This window comes from uncultured Brevundimonas sp. (assembly GCF_937870815.1).
Lineage (GTDB): Bacteria > Pseudomonadota > Alphaproteobacteria > Caulobacterales > Caulobacteraceae > Brevundimonas.
Genome location: NZ_CALMZS010000195.1, coordinates 36,436 through 50,827, shown reverse-complemented (window position 1 = coordinate 50,827; position 14,392 = coordinate 36,436). Strand labels below are relative to the sequence as shown.

General features: G+C 68.1%; 14 protein-coding genes. 6 read left to right on the top strand and 8 right to left on the bottom strand.

Annotated features, from left to right (window positions below; translation table 11 throughout):
* The first annotated feature begins 342 nt into the window (after positions 1 to 342).
* Both Q0588_RS13200 and Q0588_RS13195 read left to right on the top strand, forming a co-directional pair.
* Entirely contained in the window at positions 343 to 636 is a 294-nt protein-coding gene (locus Q0588_RS13200) for a hypothetical protein (RefSeq protein ID WP_298746935.1), read from the top strand.
* A gap of 250 nt (positions 637 to 886) precedes the next feature.
* Entirely contained in the window at positions 887 to 1,411 is a 525-nt protein-coding gene (locus Q0588_RS13195; protein ID WP_298746933.1) for a hypothetical protein, read from the top strand.
* Here the strand turns inward: Q0588_RS13195 and Q0588_RS13190 are convergent.
* Together Q0588_RS13190 and Q0588_RS13185 are read right to left on the bottom strand one after the other, a co-directional pair.
* The gene (locus Q0588_RS13190; protein WP_298746930.1) at positions 1,396 to 2,754 is read right to left on the bottom strand and encodes a hypothetical protein; all 1,359 of its coding nucleotides are present in this window, start codon (positions 2,752 to 2,754) and stop codon (positions 1,396 to 1,398) included. The genes Q0588_RS13195 and Q0588_RS13190 overlap by 16 nt on opposite strands.
* 49 nt (positions 2,755 to 2,803) lie before the next feature.
* A complete protein-coding gene (locus Q0588_RS13185; RefSeq protein WP_298746927.1) occupies positions 2,804 to 4,018 on the bottom strand; it encodes an acetate/propionate family kinase in 1,215 nt (404 codons plus the stop codon).
* 152 nt (positions 4,019 to 4,170) lie between these two features.
* Between Q0588_RS13185 and Q0588_RS13180 the strand changes: the two genes are divergently transcribed.
* The 3 genes from Q0588_RS13180 (at position 4,171) to Q0588_RS13170 (ending at position 6,047) form a co-directional block, all read left to right on the top strand.
* The gene (locus Q0588_RS13180; RefSeq protein ID WP_183197577.1) at positions 4,171 to 4,410 is read left to right on the top strand and encodes a DUF2933 domain-containing protein; all 240 of its coding nucleotides are present in this window, start codon (positions 4,171 to 4,173) and stop codon (positions 4,408 to 4,410) included.
* 11 nt (positions 4,411 to 4,421) lie between these two features.
* A complete protein-coding gene (locus Q0588_RS13175) occupies positions 4,422 to 5,081 on the top strand; it encodes an isoprenylcysteine carboxylmethyltransferase family protein (protein ID WP_292072560.1) in 660 nt (219 codons plus the stop codon).
* Between the two features lie 381 nt (positions 5,082 to 5,462).
* Positions 5,463 to 6,047, top strand: coding sequence for a sigma-70 family RNA polymerase sigma factor (locus Q0588_RS13170; RefSeq protein ID WP_298746922.1), 585 nt, complete (start codon positions 5,463 to 5,465; stop codon positions 6,045 to 6,047).
* On the opposite strand, the gene Q0588_RS13165 is transcribed toward Q0588_RS13170, so the two are convergent.
* The 3 genes from Q0588_RS13165 to Q0588_RS13155 are packed head-to-tail and all read right to left on the bottom strand — an operon-like array spanning position 6,005 to position 11,180.
* On the bottom strand, positions 6,005 to 7,531 hold the full coding sequence (locus tag Q0588_RS13165; RefSeq protein ID WP_298746917.1) for a thymidine phosphorylase family protein: 1,527 nt from the start codon (positions 7,529 to 7,531) through the stop codon (positions 6,005 to 6,007). The two genes, Q0588_RS13170 and Q0588_RS13165, sit on opposite strands and share 43 nt — an antisense overlap.
* Entirely contained in the window at positions 7,528 to 8,886 is a 1,359-nt protein-coding gene (locus tag Q0588_RS13160) for an MBL fold metallo-hydrolase (protein WP_154725713.1), read from the bottom strand. Before Q0588_RS13160 ends, Q0588_RS13165 begins: the two co-directional genes overlap by 4 nt.
* Complete coding sequence (locus Q0588_RS13155) at positions 8,883 to 11,180, bottom strand: xylulose 5-phosphate 3-epimerase (RefSeq protein WP_298746913.1); 2,298 nt, start codon at positions 11,178 to 11,180, stop codon at positions 8,883 to 8,885. The genes Q0588_RS13160 and Q0588_RS13155 overlap by 4 nt, the downstream gene beginning before the upstream one ends.
* Positions 11,181 to 11,619: 439 nt before the next feature.
* Between Q0588_RS13155 and Q0588_RS13150 the strand changes: the two genes are divergently transcribed.
* Positions 11,620 to 12,648 carry an IS110 family transposase gene (locus tag Q0588_RS13150; protein WP_183197583.1) on the top strand — a complete coding sequence of 343 codons (1,029 nt, stop codon included), beginning with the start codon at positions 11,620 to 11,622 and terminating at the stop codon, positions 12,646 to 12,648.
* Positions 12,649 to 12,889: 241 nt separating this feature from the next.
* Here Q0588_RS13150 and Q0588_RS13145 read toward each other — a convergent pair whose 3' ends face one another.
* From Q0588_RS13145 to Q0588_RS13135, 3 genes are all read right to left on the bottom strand, one after another.
* On the bottom strand, positions 12,890 to 13,267 hold the full coding sequence (locus tag Q0588_RS13145; RefSeq protein WP_298746907.1) for a hypothetical protein: 378 nt from the start codon (positions 13,265 to 13,267) through the stop codon (positions 12,890 to 12,892).
* Positions 13,264 to 13,758: a pyridoxamine 5'-phosphate oxidase family protein gene (locus Q0588_RS13140; RefSeq protein WP_298746904.1), complete on the bottom strand. Its 495-nt coding sequence runs from the start codon at positions 13,756 to 13,758 to the stop codon at positions 13,264 to 13,266. The genes Q0588_RS13145 and Q0588_RS13140 overlap by 4 nt, the downstream gene beginning before the upstream one ends.
* An 80-nt stretch (positions 13,759 to 13,838) precedes the next feature.
* Positions 13,839 to 14,366 carry a DUF305 domain-containing protein gene (locus Q0588_RS13135; RefSeq protein WP_298746902.1) on the bottom strand — a complete coding sequence of 176 codons (528 nt, stop codon included), beginning with the start codon at positions 14,364 to 14,366 and terminating at the stop codon, positions 13,839 to 13,841.
* Positions 14,367 to 14,392 lie beyond the last annotated feature (26 nt).

The following is a 14,392-nucleotide window of genomic DNA, read 5'->3' as shown; positions in this document are numbered from 1 at the left end:
GCTTTCTCTACGGGGCCTACGCCGGATTGGTTTTTTGCCCCGTCTACAACTGGCTGAACCGGCGCTGGGGTCGGGGTTAGATACGGAGGGCCATGGGGCTTTCGGGACTCCCAGGATCGGGGGACGCTTACCGCGCGGGTCACGGGCCCGTTGCAGACCCGATAAGAGAAGCACGAGTGGAAAACCACTGACTGGCGTCGTCATGGCGCCCGTGTCACGACCGTTCACCCTCACCCTCGTCGATGCCGGGTGGCGGCCCCGTAAACTCCAGGCTCGCCGCGCGTCATGGCCAGCACGGGCCGACGATTGTCGCCGACCCGACCAGCCTCAAGGAGGATCGCCATGACTGAAGCCAAAGTCCTGCCGGGACGCACCCGCCTGCGTGTCCTTCGCGTCGCGAGCACGGGCGCATTCGCGACGCTATGGCTCTTTGTTCTGGGGTGGATATGGGCCGCCCTGGGCCTGCCCGGAGCCGACGCCTTCATCGGCCTGTTCACAACGCAACTGACAGACCAATCCGGGGGTTCTGTCGCGGCGCTGGGGATCGGCAGCCTGTGCGCCTTCATCGTGGGCGGAATTTTCGGCGTGCTGATAGCCCACTGCTACAATCTGGCGGGACGGGTGCTCGGCGAATAACGCCCATTGATCCGCCTCAGTGAAACAAACGTGCTGCAGCACGCGGTCCGGCTCGATGATCGGCGGGTGGTGGACCTGGCGGCGATCCATTTCGCCGGCAGAAGCCGCAATCCGGCTCATCCTGCACCGGAGAGGCGGGTTCGAAGCGGTCGTCCGGCCGCGCGGGACGGAAGCCTTGTAATGTCGGGGCGCGGGCGCGCGTCAGTCATCGATGAGCGTTCAGTTCAGATCACCGCGAAAAGGCCGGAAGATGTCTGTCGTCCATTCCTTGCGCCACAGGGCGCGCCCGTTCCTGCTGGGCGTCTTTGGGGCGCTGTCGCTGGCGTCCTGCCAGGCCGAGCCCTCCCATGACCCCTCGCAGACCGTGGACGGCCAGTCGCAGACCTTTGACGGTCAATCCCAGACCGTTGACGGGCTGCGACTTGAGTACGGCGTGGTCGATAGCGCCACCGTGGCCGCCCACCCCCGGTCCCACCCCGAGGCCCGGATGCACGAGGGGCCGCCTTCGGGGACCGATCACGTCACGCTCGCTGTGTTCGACGCCGCAACAAACCGGCGCATCGATGACGCCGAGGTGTCCCTGAGCATCAGCGGGCCACATAACCCCGGGCCCGGAGCCGGGCCGCTGGAACTCATGCCCCTGGACGGTTTCGCCACCTACGGCGGCTATGTCTCGCTTCGGCGACCCGGGCGCTACCTGCTGACCTTTCACGTGGCGCGCCCTGGTCGGCGTGATGATCCGGTCAGGGCCGTCTTCGCCTATGAACGGTCGTGACAGGCCGCGCCGGGTGACGGTTTGACGGCGCCGGGGCACTCATCAATGTTGGCCACGGCTGCCGGCAGAACGAGGACCGGCGCGAAACCACCGCCCGGCGTGCGCATGTTGGTGGTCTGCCCCTGGTAGAGCCGGGCGGCCGCGAGCAGCATCCTCCCCCCGTAGGTGTAGAGGCGCACATCGACCTTCAGACTGACCGGCTCGGCGGCGGGCGGGATGCGTCGTTCCCCCGGAGCGGCATAGGTCTGGGCGACGTAGGTGGCGTTCTTGATCTCTTCCCAGACCCGCCGGGTGAGTTTGTCGCCGCGGTAGGCCGCCTTGCTGGCGTGGCCCCGGGCCGGCTTGAAGAACCAGTTGCGCCGGTCCGCCCAAAGCTCGGCGGCGTTTTCCGGCCGTACGAGGATGGTGCGGGGAACGGCCGCCGCAAGAACCGCGGCCGGCTCCGCCGCCAGTCCCCAGCTGCGCAGGCTGTCGGGGTCGGACAGCAGGGTGAGGTTCTGCTTGTCCGCGAGGCGGCTATAGATGTGGGGGTTGGGCGTGACCACCACCAGGCCTCGCTCATAGGCCTGCCTCAGGACCCCGTGGGTCGGCTGCTCCAGCAGAAAATCGACGAGGCGATTGTAGACGATGTCCACCCGGACGCCGCCGAGCATCAGCGCATCACCTACGATCGTCAGATCGCGAGGGTCCGCGACAAGGGCTTCAAGGCCGGCCGCCCGAAGCTGGGCCTGGGCGAGCCTGAACTCCGGGTAAAGCGGCTGCGCCTGCGGATCATCATCGAGGATGGCCACCGTTGCGGGCGTCCCTTTCCCGTTTTGCAGTCGCCACTCTTTACGGAACATCTCGCCGACCTGCTGCTGGAACGCAGCGGGTCCGGGCGTTTCGACACCGGCGACGACGCCGGCGCAACAGATCTGCTGCGAGCGGGCGAGAACCGCGTTCAGGAAGGCGCCTCCGGCGTTGGTGTTGATCTCGATGAGCTTGGGGCCGGACGGCGTGACGTGGAAGTCATACCCCATGAAGACGCCACGGGGACCGGGATCCCGACGTGCGAGCGGGGGCGTCCATGCAGCCGCCGCTTCGCGATAGCCGGGTAGCATTACAGCCGTTTCCGCGGCCGCGACCACGGCCATCATCCGGTCGAGCGTCTCCGCGGGCAGGAAGACGGGGGACCGCGCGAACAGCCAGGGGTGGGTTTCCGCCAGGTCCGCGGCAAATCCGGGGATCCCCGTCTCACGATCAAGCGCGGCCGCGAGGGCCGTCTGATCCACCCCCACGCAGAAGCAGCCGCCGTTCAGCTGGTCTGCGCGTACGGAGCCGGCCGAGGGCGACAGGTCGGACATCAATGAACGGGCCTCCTTGTGGTGGCGAACCGGCGTGAACCGCGCCGGGTCACCGGTCAAGGCCGAGCAGCCGCGACGTGTGGCGGGCGATCACGCGTTCTTCATCTGTGCGGATCATCCGGACGGTGACGGGAGCGCCGACCGGGCTCAGGCGTCCAGAACCGCGACGATTGGCGGCCGGGTCGAGTTCGACCCCCAACCAGGCGAGCCGTGCGCAGGTCTCCGCGCGGATCCGCGGCGAATTCTCGCCGATGCCCGCGGTGAAGACCAGACCGTCGAGACCCTCCAGGCTCCCCGCCAGGGCCGCGACCTCGCGCGCCGCCCGATAGACGAACAGATCGACCGCCTCCCGCGCGGCCGGGCTGTCGCTTTCCAGCAAAACCCGCATGTCGCCACTGAGACCCGAGACGCCCAGCAGGCCGGAGCGCCGATAGAGCAGATCGACCAATCCGGCGGCGTCGAGGCCCCCGGCTTGCTGCAGATAGAGCACCACCCCAGGGTCCAGGCTCCCACAGCGCGTGCCCATGACCAGGCCGTCGAGCGGCGTGGCGCCCATGGTGGTGTCGATGCTCCGGCCGTTCCTCAGCGCGCAAAGGCTCGCGCCCGAACCCAGATGGGCCGCAACCACGCGTCCCTCAGCCATCGACGGATCGAGCACCGCGAGCTGTCCGGCCACGGATTCGTAGGACAGGCCGTGGAAGCCGTAGCGGCGAAGCCCTCTGGCTTCCCAGAGCCGGGGCAGACCCAGCCGATCCGCCACCGGTTCGTGACCGCCATGGAAGGCGGTATCGAACGTCAGGACCTGAGGCAGATCGGGACACGCCTTGCGGAGCGCCCGGACCCCCGCAAGTCCTTGCTGCTGGTGCAGGGGCGCAAGCGGGGCAAGGGCCTCAAGGCTCTCGAGAACCGGTTCGGAGGCGGCGACCGCCTGGCTGAAGTCGGGGCCGCCGTGGACCACGCGATGTCCGACCGCGGCCACGGGCCCGGCCAGTCGCGCCTCCACCCAACGCAACAGATCTGACGTCGCGTCGTCGCCCCCGGCGACCCAGGGCGTTTCGGACAGGACGCCGCCGGCGGCGTCCTGGCTCACGAGCCGTCGACCCGCGCCGTTAGATTCGATCCGGCCCCGCAACACCGGTGCAAGGTGTCCCCGGGCGGCTTCGAACACGCCGAACTTGACCGTGGAGGAGCCGACGTTGAGGGCGAGGACAGGCGGCATCCTGGCGTTGACCTCGGGCTGGCGCACGCCGGGCGTGCTGTTCACGTCCTGACGCAGCCAATCCTCGCCCGTTACAGACTCGACCGCGCCGGCCGCCTCGCCGCCCTCACCCTCGATCCGGGCGCGGCGTAATACTTTGCCGCCGGCGGCGTCTGACAGGCAGCGATGTTCAGTCTCTCCCGAAAGGATTCAGCCCCATGGCTTCGAACCGACCAGGACGCATCCTGAATCTCCTCACCTTCGCAGCCTTCGGCGCAGGGTTGGCCTATCTGCTCATCGGGGAGCATCGTGTTCATCTCCTCGGCTGGCTGCCGTTCCTCCTGATCCTGCTCTGCCCGCTGCTGCACATGACCATGCACGGCGGTCATGGGCGCGGGCATCGTCAGGGACCGCCGGGCCCTTCGGCCGCCGATTCCTCCCGTCCGCACCAATCCTGAGCGAGGTTCCCATGCCCGAACCGCAAGCCTACGGCCTCTGGTCCCTGGTCATCCTGAACTCGGTCCTCTTCATCTTTTTCGCCTTCACCTTCTTCAAGCCGAGGACGGGCCGGGACTGGCGCTCGTTCGGCGCCTTCAGCGCCTTCCTGGTGGCGCTCTTCACCGAGATGTACGGCTTTCCGCTCACCCTCTATTTCCTGTCCGGCTGGCTGCAAACGCGCTTCCCCGGCGTCGATTGGTGGTCGCACGACGCCGGCCACCTCCTGGAGACGATGTTCGGCTGGAGGGCGAACCCCCATTTCGGACCCTTCCACATCCTCAGCTTCGCCTTCATCGGCGGCGGCTTCTGGCTCATCTCCGCGGCCTGGCCGGTGCTCTATCGCGCTCAGCAGGAAGGCGCATTGGCCGCCAGCGGACCCTATCGGTCCATCCGCCATCCGCAATACGTCGGCTTCGTCCTGGTGATGTTCGGCTTCCTGTTGCAGTGGCCGACGGTTCTCACCCTGGCCATGTTCCCAGTCCTGGTCTTCATGTACTGGCGGCTGGCAAGGAGCGAGGAACGCGAGACCGAAGCCCGCTTCGGCCCGGAGTACGCAACCTACAGGCGGGCCACGCCGGCCTTCATTCCGCGGCTGCGCTCCCGGGCGGCCCCGGCGCCTTCCCGCCTCTGATATTCCGTTCGGGTCCCGATCTCAAAGCTCCCTACGCCCATTACAGGTCGGCGGTTGGCGCCGGCGGCATCCGAAGGGCGCTCCCCACACGACCGCAGGATTCGTTTCAGCTTTCGCCGGACGGCCCTGCCTCGCTCACAGAGCCAATACGCGCCGCAAAGGACAATCCCTCGGAATATCGGCTGCAAATATTCTTGATCTGACCGTTTGATCTATCGCAATCCCGGCCGACATTTCCGAACCGATCCTGCTTTCAAGTTGAAGGACGGGATTTGTCAGATGCGCCTGAATTACGCCTCCATATCGACCCCGCCCGGGACGGCGCGCGCTCCGCTTGGCCTTGTTCCGGCGTCGGCCCGACCCGAGGACATCCAACAGCTCGTGGAACTCCAGCTGCGGACGGGCCGGGCCGGCCATTTGCGTTTCCTCAGGCGACGCCTCCGGTCCCAGGAAGACGCCGAGGACGTTCTGCAGGAGTTCGCCCTGAAGGCCACCCAGGGTGCAAGACGCCTGACCAACCCCGGCAAGATTGACGCATGGCTTGGCATCGCGCTGCGCAACGCCCTGTTCGACCGCTACAGGCGCAATGCGAGCCGCACCCGACTGAACGAGGCCATACGCTCCGAGCTCCCTCGTTCCGCCGGGGATGACGCGTCCGAGGGTCTGGACCGGGCTTTGCAATGCCTGGCGGGAGCACTGGACGACCTGGGGCCGGAGACCGCCCAGCTCCTGCGGCGCGCCGAGCTCCAGGAGACGCCGCTGAAGGTGATCGCCGTCGAGATGCAGCTGACCACCAACAACATCGGTGTTCGGGTCCACCGCGCCCGGGCGGCGCTGCGTGAACGCATGCAGGCGCGTTGCAGCGCCTGCCCGGAGCCCTGCGCCCTCGCGGCGCGGTGGAGGCAAGCCGTCGATACGGCGGGTCAGGCCTCGATATCGATCATATCGCCATGCGACGCCGCATAGTCGAGCGCATAGGCGAGTTCGCCCGCCGTCTCGGCGTGCACCGTCAACAATGGCTGGCCCGCTGAGACTTCCGTGCCCAGGCGCACCTGCATCTGGACGCCGGCGGCCTTGCGTTCAGGCGCGCCAGCCAGCTTGGCCAGCGTAGCGACCTGGCGGTTGTTGATGAGGATGACGCGGCCGGATCGGGTCGCCTGGATGGGCGCCCGCTGGGCCGCGACCGGCGGTGTGCGCATGCCCCCTTGCGCCTCGCAGATCCGCTCAAATCGCGCCCAGGCGCGACCATCAGCGAGAACAGCCTCGGCCGCTTCGGCGCCCAGACCCGCTTTCGCCACGCCGGCGAGTTCGAGCGCGGCGCCCGCCAGCAGGCAGGCGCGCTGGCGCAGGTCCTGCGGCGCTTCGGGTCGGTTCTGCAGCACCGCCAGGACATCAAGCGCTTCCAGCGCCGGGCCGATGCCGACGCCGACCGGCTGCTCCCCGTCGGTCTGAACGCAGAGGGCCTTCAGGTCGAACCGGGCCGCGATCTCGACGAGCCGTTGCGCCAACTTCGCGGCCGCCTCTCTCGTCCGCACCTTGGCGGTGGCGCCGACGGGAATGTCCAGCACCACATGGGTGGAACCCGCCGCGATCTTCTTGGACAGGACCGAGGCGATCAGCTGGCCTTCGGTGTCGACGTCGAGGACCCGCTCCACGCGGATAAAGATGTCGTCGACCGGGCTGAGCTTCACAGCTCCGCCCCAGACGACGCAGCCGTTCTCGGCTTCCACCACGCGGCGCATGGCGGGCAGATCGAGATCGACCGGCGCCAGGGTCTCCATGGTGTCGGCCGTGCCGGCCGGCGAGGTGATGGCCCGCGAGGAGGTCTTGGGCGTGACCAGGCCGCAGGCGGCGAGGATGGCGACGACGATCGGCGTCGTGCGGTTGCCGGGAAGTCCGCCGATGCAGTGTTTGTCCATGACGATATCCGACGGCCAGCTCAGGCGGTCGCCGACGTCCACCATGGCCCGGGTCAGCGCCCCCGTCTCGGCGTCGTCCATCGGCAGCACCGATGTCGCGGTCAGAAAGGCCGCGAGATGGATCGGCGTGTATCGCCCGGCGGCCACGTCCTGGACGACACCCCGGATCGCGGCCTCATCCAGCCGCGCTCCATAGATCCGGCGGCGAACGCTGGACATGGAGTCGATGGCCGGAGCGTGTCGCACGACGACGGGATCGCCCGGCGCCACCGCCAACTGCCGCCAGGCCTCTTCGGAGAGCGCCGCCTCGTCGAGGCCGAGAACGTCGCCGTCCATCTGGTACAGGGTGGCGTAGACCTCCCGGCCGGCGGCCGAAAGCACCACCTGGGAGCGGGACGACAGGCCTTCGGAGCGGCAGACGTGGCAGTCGCGCCGCATCAGCACGATCGACTCGTGCTGGGCGTACAGGCCGAAGCGGCGCGCCTTGAGGGGCGCCGCCGCATGGGGTGCAGTCTTGACCACTTTGCTCACAGCTCGTGCCGCTCCATCATCTGCGGGATGACGCAGTCCCATCCGAGCCGGTCCTGAATCCGGACCCGCAGGGCGTCCGCCGCATGGGGCTCGCCGTGAACGATGAAGGTCTTGCGCGGCGGTCGCTTGAGGCCGGAAAGCCAGCGCAGGATTTCCTCGTAGTCGGCGTGGGCCGAGAGCATCGGCAGGTTGGCCACCTCCGCTTTGACCTGAACCCACTGACCGTGAATCTTCACCTCCTTGGCGCCCTCGACCATCGAACGCCCGCGGGTTCCCGCCGCCTGGAAGCCTGAAAACAGGATGGTGTTGCGCCGGTCCGGGCCGAAGGCCTTGATATGGTGGAGCACCCGCCCGCCGGTGGCCATGCCGCTGGCCGAAAGGATGACCTTGGGCATGGGGCTGGCGGTGAGTTTCTTGGAGGCGTCCACATCGCGCACATAGGTGGCGATGCCGCAGGCGGCGTCGCACACGTCGGCCGGCATGCGATGGTCCTCCAGGTGCGCGCACAGGAGGTCGGTGGCGTTGATCGCCATGGGGCTGTCCATATAGATCGGCGTCAGGCCGATCCGCCCCGCCTGCTTCAGCCGCCAGATGTGGTACAGCAGCGACTGGGCCCGGCCGACGGCGAAGGTGGGAATGACCACGGTCCCGCCGCGCGCGGTGGTGCGTTCGATGATCTCGCCCAAGGCTTCCGTGGGGTCCTGGGGGTCATGGAGCCGGTCGCCATAGGTCGATTCCACGACCACATAGTCGGCCTCCGCCACCGGCTCGGGATCGACCATGGTGGCGTCGCCGTAGCGGCCGAGATCGCCGGAAAACAGGATCTTCGTCCCGTTCCAGGTCACCTCGGCGGTGGCCGCGCCGAGGATGTGCCCGGCGCGCCGCAGCGTCAGGCTGGCTCCGCCCGGCAGCTGGACCGACGTGTGGAACGCGATCGGGGTAAAGCGCTCCACCGCGCGTTCGGCGTCGTGCACGCCATAGAGCGGCAAGGCCGGCTTGTGTTTGCCGTAGCCGTAGCGGTTGGCCTGTTCGGCGTCCTTCTCCTGGATATGGCCGCTGTCGCGCAGGATGATCTCCGCGACATCCCGCGTCGCGGCGCTGGCCAGGATGGGCCCGCGAAAACCGTCCTTCACCAGTTTCGGCAGGTAGCCGGAGTGGTCCAGGTGGGCGTGGGTCAGGACCACCGCGTCGATGCTTGAGGGCTCGACCTGGAGGGGGGCCCAGTTCTGTTCGCGCAGGGTCTTGAGGCCCTGGAAAAGGCCGCAGTCGATCAGGATGCGGCGGCCATCGGCCTCCAGCAGGTGTTTTGATCCGGTGACGGTGCCGGCGCCGCCGAGGCTGGTGAGACTGATCACGATGGAGATCCTTCCGGGGGTGAGATTTGCAGGATGCGGGGGTGTGCTTCGCCGCGGACGGCGGCCATCTCCCCGGGTGTCAGGACGTCGGCCGCGTCGGCGCCGAGGAGGTCCGCACAGGCGACCGCGGCGTGAGCCCAGGTGCACCGGTTGGCGAACAGCATGCCGGGGGTGTCGAGCGTCCCGCCACGGCTGAGGTAGCCGAGCGCCCGGGTGCGCTCGGGCCCTCCGTCGAGGCGGCGCAGCAGTCCGAGCATCGGCTCCGGGCGGGTGTGGGTGAGGATCAGACGGGGCAGGCGTTGGGGAAAGAGCGCTTCCAGCGCCTCGGCCGAGACCACGTGCGCCGCCTCGATCTCGTCCCTCGGGGCCCGGAATCGTCCCGGTTCGAGCAGAGCCGTGACACAGGCGTGGCGGCCGCGGTGCGTGAGTCGCGCAGCCGCCGCCAGCGCCTCCCGCGCCTGATAGGCGCCGACCGCAACGATCTGGATCTCGGCCCTGTCCAGGTCCCCGGCGATGAGCGCCGCGCCCCGCTCCCAAAGATCCTGGGCCGCGGCCCCGTCGAGCACCTGCGGCAGCGTCCGTTTGGGCGTGATCAGGCAGGCGACCTCGCCGCGCCGGCCGTAGACCCCGCGGAGCGCGGCGACGGCGCTGTTGGCGTCCACCGGGAACAGCACCCGGGCGGTATCGGACATCTCCCCGAGCAGCGCCTCGGCGAGCGTGGGATCCTGGTGCGACTGTTCGTTCTTGCCGTTCTCCCAGGTGTGGGATGTGGCCAGCAACGGGACGGCGAGCCATCCGGGGACCTGGCCGCTCTCGCGTTGATGGCGCGCGAAAATCACCTCCTGGCGCAGGAGACCCAGCATCTTCACCGCAAACGCTTCGTAGCTGACGATGAGATTGAGCCCGCCCTTGTTGCCGAGCGCGGCGCCGGCCACCGCTTCTTCATTGAGGGCGGTGATCACCGCCCCGTCGATCGCCTCGGGAACGCCGGGTTCCGGTCGGTTCACCCGGTGGCCAAGCCGGTCGAGCGTCCGTCCCATGCCATTGCTGCGAAGCTCGTCGGGATTGCCGAGGCGGACGCGCAGGCCCGGGTTGGCGTCGACGAATTCCACGAACCAGGCGTCGATCGCCTCCATCGGGGACCTCGCCGTGTCCGACCAGTCCGGAATGGGCCGCACGGGCGGCGGCGGCGCGCGCCGCGCGGCCGGATGGCGGCTTTCCAAAGGCCGGCGCTGCAGGTCGTGGGTCGTGAGAACCCCCAGGGCGGCGTCGAGCTCGCTTCCCTGCACGAACAGCGCCGCCGCCGCGGCGTTGAACGCCGCCCGCGCCCCCTCGTCCGTTCGGGGATCGCCCTCCAGTGGCAGGTTGTGGGCGCGGTTCGTCCCGGCGCCGGGAAAGCCGAACCCCTTGACCGCCCGGGCGATCACATAGGGCAATGGCGCCGGATAGGCCCGGTCGGGATCCGCTGTGAAGCGCTTCAATCGCTCCTCGGAGTCGAGAATGGCCCACGCCACGGCGGCTGGATCGTGACCGTCGATCTCGATCGGGTCGAAACCGTTCAGACGAAGGTGTCGTTCGAGCCAGCCCGCGCCGCCGTCCTGGGCGATCTCCGTGCGCTCCTCTATGCGCCGCCCGTTGAGGATCATGAGGGGCGTCACCAGGCCGCTGTCCTCCGCCCGCCACCATCGCGGCGACCAGTCGGAGCCGCGCTGCTCTTCGAAGGCGCCGTCGCTGAGGAAGGCGACCAGACTCTCGCCGGCCAGCGGCATATGGACATATTCGAGCTCGGCGAACCCGAGATAGCCGCCCTCCGAGACGGCCCCGGCCGTGTCCGGCCCGGCATGGCTGCCAAGCGGCGCGGCGGGCCGGCCGTCGGCGCCAATGGCGTAGCTGTAGAAGTCCGAAACGAGCTGGGACAGGCCGGCGTCCGAGCGGCTGTACCGACCCTTTTGCCGGGCAGAGACATCGCCGGTCAGCGCGTTGACCGCCTCGATCGCAGCCACGCAGTGCCCCTGGCCCATGATCCAGGACCGCGTGACGCCGGACAGGGCGTTCGCCAGCAAATAGCCGACGAAGGCCGGGACCATGTTCAGCGAGCCGCCGGTATGGCCCTCCGGCAAGTCCTTGAAGGCTTCCGTCGGCAAGGGCGCTCCGGACAGATCCACCCGGCGTACATAGGTCATGTGCGCCACCAGCCACATGCCGGCGCTCGCCAGCCGATCGGCGGCGGCCACCAGACGGTAGACCGACTCCTCGTCCGGCCAGACGCCTCGGCGCACGAGACGCTGCGCCATGTCCTCGATCCGCGTGACGGTGTCGGCTTGCCGGACCAGAGGCCCATAGCCGGGTTTCCACGTTTCAGCCCAGGTGATCGACACGATAGCGCCTTGCCACGAACAGACGGGCGCCGTGCCCGCTCCGGAGATATGACGCCCGCCCCCCGGAACGCTTACATCTGGCGGATAGACGGCCGACAGGATCACCGGCTCCAGGACCGGCGCCTGCCGCCTGAGTGACCGACCCCGGTCCTGACATCCCGGTTTTCATCGCCCACGCCCGGCGCGCCGCGACAGCTCATGCGCCTGGGTCCATGCGCCTCGCGTCGGCCCGGGACAGCGCAAGGGCCACCACCCACGGCAGGGTGAAGGCCAACAGCATGCGTAATCGGGCGGTCCTGCGGAGGGGCAAGCTCCCATAGGGTTCTCGGCTCAGTCCGAGATGAAGGAGACGACGATGTTCTACGCTGCATTGGATGTGTCGCTGCGCTCAGTGGCGGTCTGCGTCATCGACGAGGAAGGGAAGGTCCGCCTCGAGCGGTCCGTGCCGTCGGATGTCCCGGACCTGGTCCGCTGCCTGAACGAGTTCGGGGAGCCGATCCATCAGGTCGGTCTGGAGGCCGGCACGCTCACCCAGCACCTGACCTATGGGCTTCGCGAGGCCGGCTTCGACGTTGTGTGCATGGAGGCGCGACAGGTCGCGGCGGCGCTGTCGGCCATGCGCAACAAGACGGACAAGCACGACGCCCGCGGCATCGCCCAGATTCTTCGCTCCGGCTGGTACAGTCGGGTCCACGTGAAGAGCGTCGAGAGCCACCATCTGCGGGCCCTGCTGACCAGCCGCAAGGTGATGCAGCGCAAGTGCATCGACCTGGAGAACGAGATCCGCGGCCTGCTGAAGGTCTTCGGCGTGAAGTTGCCGATGCGCCTGTCGCGCGGGGCCTTCGACGTCGCCGTGCGCGAGACCATCGAGAGCGATCCGGCGCTGAGCCGGGCTCTGCTGCCGATGCTGCATGCGCGCCAGATGCTGTTCGAGACCTTCATGGAGCTGGACCGGCGCGTGAGGAAGGCGGCTCACGAAGACGAGGTCTGCACCCGGTTCATGGGCATCCCCGGCGTCGGCGAGATCACCGCCCTGAGCTTTAAGGCCGCCGTCGACGATCCCGCCCGCTTCAAGAGCTCGCGCACCGTCGGCGCGCACTTCGGACTGACGCCCAGACGCTTCCAGTCCGGCGAGAAGGACAATCCCGGCCGGATCTCCCACGCCGGCGACTCCGACGTGCGCGCCACCCTCTACGCCGCCGCCAACGCCATGCTCATGCGCTCGATCGCGTGGTCCAGCTTGAAGGCCTGGGGCATGCGGCTGATGAAAACCAAGGGGCGCCGGCGCGCCATCGTCGCGGTGGCCCGCAAGCTTGCTGTCGTCCTGCACCGCATGTGGGCCGACGGCACTGAGTTCCGGCACGGATCGGAGGCGGCGGCATGACCTGACCTACCGCACCACAATCCGATCCTGGCCGGATCGTCCCACGCGGACGACGGGATGGATGAAGCCGAAAATGTCTGCTGCGCTTCGAGCGCGACCAATAGCGAGGCTCTCCAGACCCTGATCCCATGCATGCGTGCAGCGGCTCCGCTCGCAAGGAGCCACCCAGACTGCGAAGAGAAGCGTGACCCGCGTGATCGATCAGGCCGACGATCAAAACCAGCTTGACCCCCATGCCCGATTAGAGAAGCAGCCATTTGAAATCGGAGTCGATGGCGAAGTTGGTGACGGCCATGCCGCCGATCGATACCAGCCCCGAGACGGCCGCGACCATCGTCGCCCCGGGCCGGGCGGACCGGAAAGTCGTCATCGCGACATGGACGGTCAGCAGACCGGTGGCGAGCATATAGCCCCCCAGCACGCCGAAGACGCGCCGGAGCCACGGGGCCAGCCGGGGCAGGATGTCCTGGATCTGCGCCACGGTGGACCCCATGTATCTGGCGTCTTCAGGCAGCAGCGCCGGTCGCAGGAAGACGAACCAGAGTCCCATGCCGATGAGGATCATTCCCCCCAGGGCGAGCGCACCCGTCGCGAGCGTGCGCAACGTCATCCCGGTCACGGAAGCCGTTCGTCCCGGTGATCGGGCGAGGCTTGACGGTCACCCAGCTCGATCAGATCCGTCTGACCAAAGGATCGGCTGTAGTCCAGAAGCGAGACGATGGTGGGGCGCAGGCGAACGACCGCCACACCCTCCAACACCCCAGCCGGCGCGGGAGGCCCCGGTCGGGGAAACTTCTTCAGAACCAGTCCAGCCACGTTCAACAGCTCCCCGGGGTCCGTAACCCGCTGCGCCACCGCCGCGAGCGAGATCGCCTGGATGGGTTTCGACGTCTCATGCTCGGGGGTGACGGTCGCGGACACCCGGGAGTCCCGGGCGATGTTTTCCAGCTTCTGCGAGTGAAAAGTCGTCCCGAAATAGAGGTCGAGGTCGTCGTTCACGAAACTCACGACCGTCGCCTGCGGCCAGCCGTCCTCACGGACCGTCGCCACGGTCAGGGTGTCTGCCCGGCCGAGAATGGAGAGGATCAACTTCCTCTGTTCAAGGTCCAACTCAAATCCTCCAAACTGCAAGGGGCGTCGGACCGCGAAGGCAGAGGGTGTCGGGACACCGCCGCACCGCCCTCAAGAGTTCAACCGGGATGGCGCTCAAGCCAGGATTCGAGTTCCGCGATTTCCCGTGTCTGCGCGTCAATGACCGCCTGAGCCATGCGGCGGGCTTCAGCATCGGTGGCATCACTGCCCAGCAGAGCCTGCGACATCGCGATGGCCCCGCGATAGTGGGCGATCATCTTCCGGGCCCACGTGCGCTGTGTGTTCACGTCGGTCGCCATCATCATGGCGCGGTGCATGCCCATCTCGGCCTCGGAAAAGACGGTCCGAGGCATGTTCATCCCCGGCGGCATCGCATGATCCTGGCCCATCATGCCACCACCGGAGGCGGCTTGCGGCATGCCCATGCCCGGCGGCATCGCGTGACCCTGGTTCATCATGCCGCTGCTCGAGGCTGGCTGTGGCATGTTCATGCCGGCCATCGGCCGATCCGGCATCGCCATATCGGCGTCTGACGCGGTGGCGGCGCACCCGGCGGCGCCGAGCAGCGAAAGGATCGACAAGGCGATGGCCGTTCGCCTGACCGAGCGTTCTGTGACGTTGAACATGGCGGTGGGTCCTTTGGATCGAGCCG

What these genes read in the sequence shown, in the direction of transcription:
- Q0588_RS13200 (WP_298746935.1), top strand. Translation starts at nt 343, where the DNA reads ATGACTGAAGCCAAAGTCCTGCCGGGACGCACCCGCCTGCGTGTCCTT.
- Q0588_RS13195 (WP_298746933.1), top strand. Translation starts at nt 887, where the DNA reads ATGTCTGTCGTCCATTCCTTGCGCCACAGGGCGCGCCCGTTCCTGCTG.
- Q0588_RS13190 (WP_298746930.1), bottom strand. Translation starts at nt 2,754, where the DNA reads ATGTCCGACCTGTCGCCCTCGGCCGGCTCCGTACGCGCAGACCAGCTG.
- Q0588_RS13180 (WP_183197577.1), top strand. Translation starts at nt 4,171, where the DNA reads ATGGCTTCGAACCGACCAGGACGCATCCTGAATCTCCTCACCTTCGCA.
- Q0588_RS13175 (WP_292072560.1), top strand. Translation starts at nt 4,422, where the DNA reads ATGCCCGAACCGCAAGCCTACGGCCTCTGGTCCCTGGTCATCCTGAAC.
- Q0588_RS13155 (WP_298746913.1), bottom strand. Translation starts at nt 11,180, where the DNA reads ATGGCGCAGCGTCTCGTGCGCCGAGGCGTCTGGCCGGACGAGGAGTCG.
- Q0588_RS13150 (WP_183197583.1), top strand. Translation starts at nt 11,620, where the DNA reads ATGTTCTACGCTGCATTGGATGTGTCGCTGCGCTCAGTGGCGGTCTGC.
- Q0588_RS13135 (WP_298746902.1), bottom strand. Translation starts at nt 14,366, where the DNA reads ATGTTCAACGTCACAGAACGCTCGGTCAGGCGAACGGCCATCGCCTTG.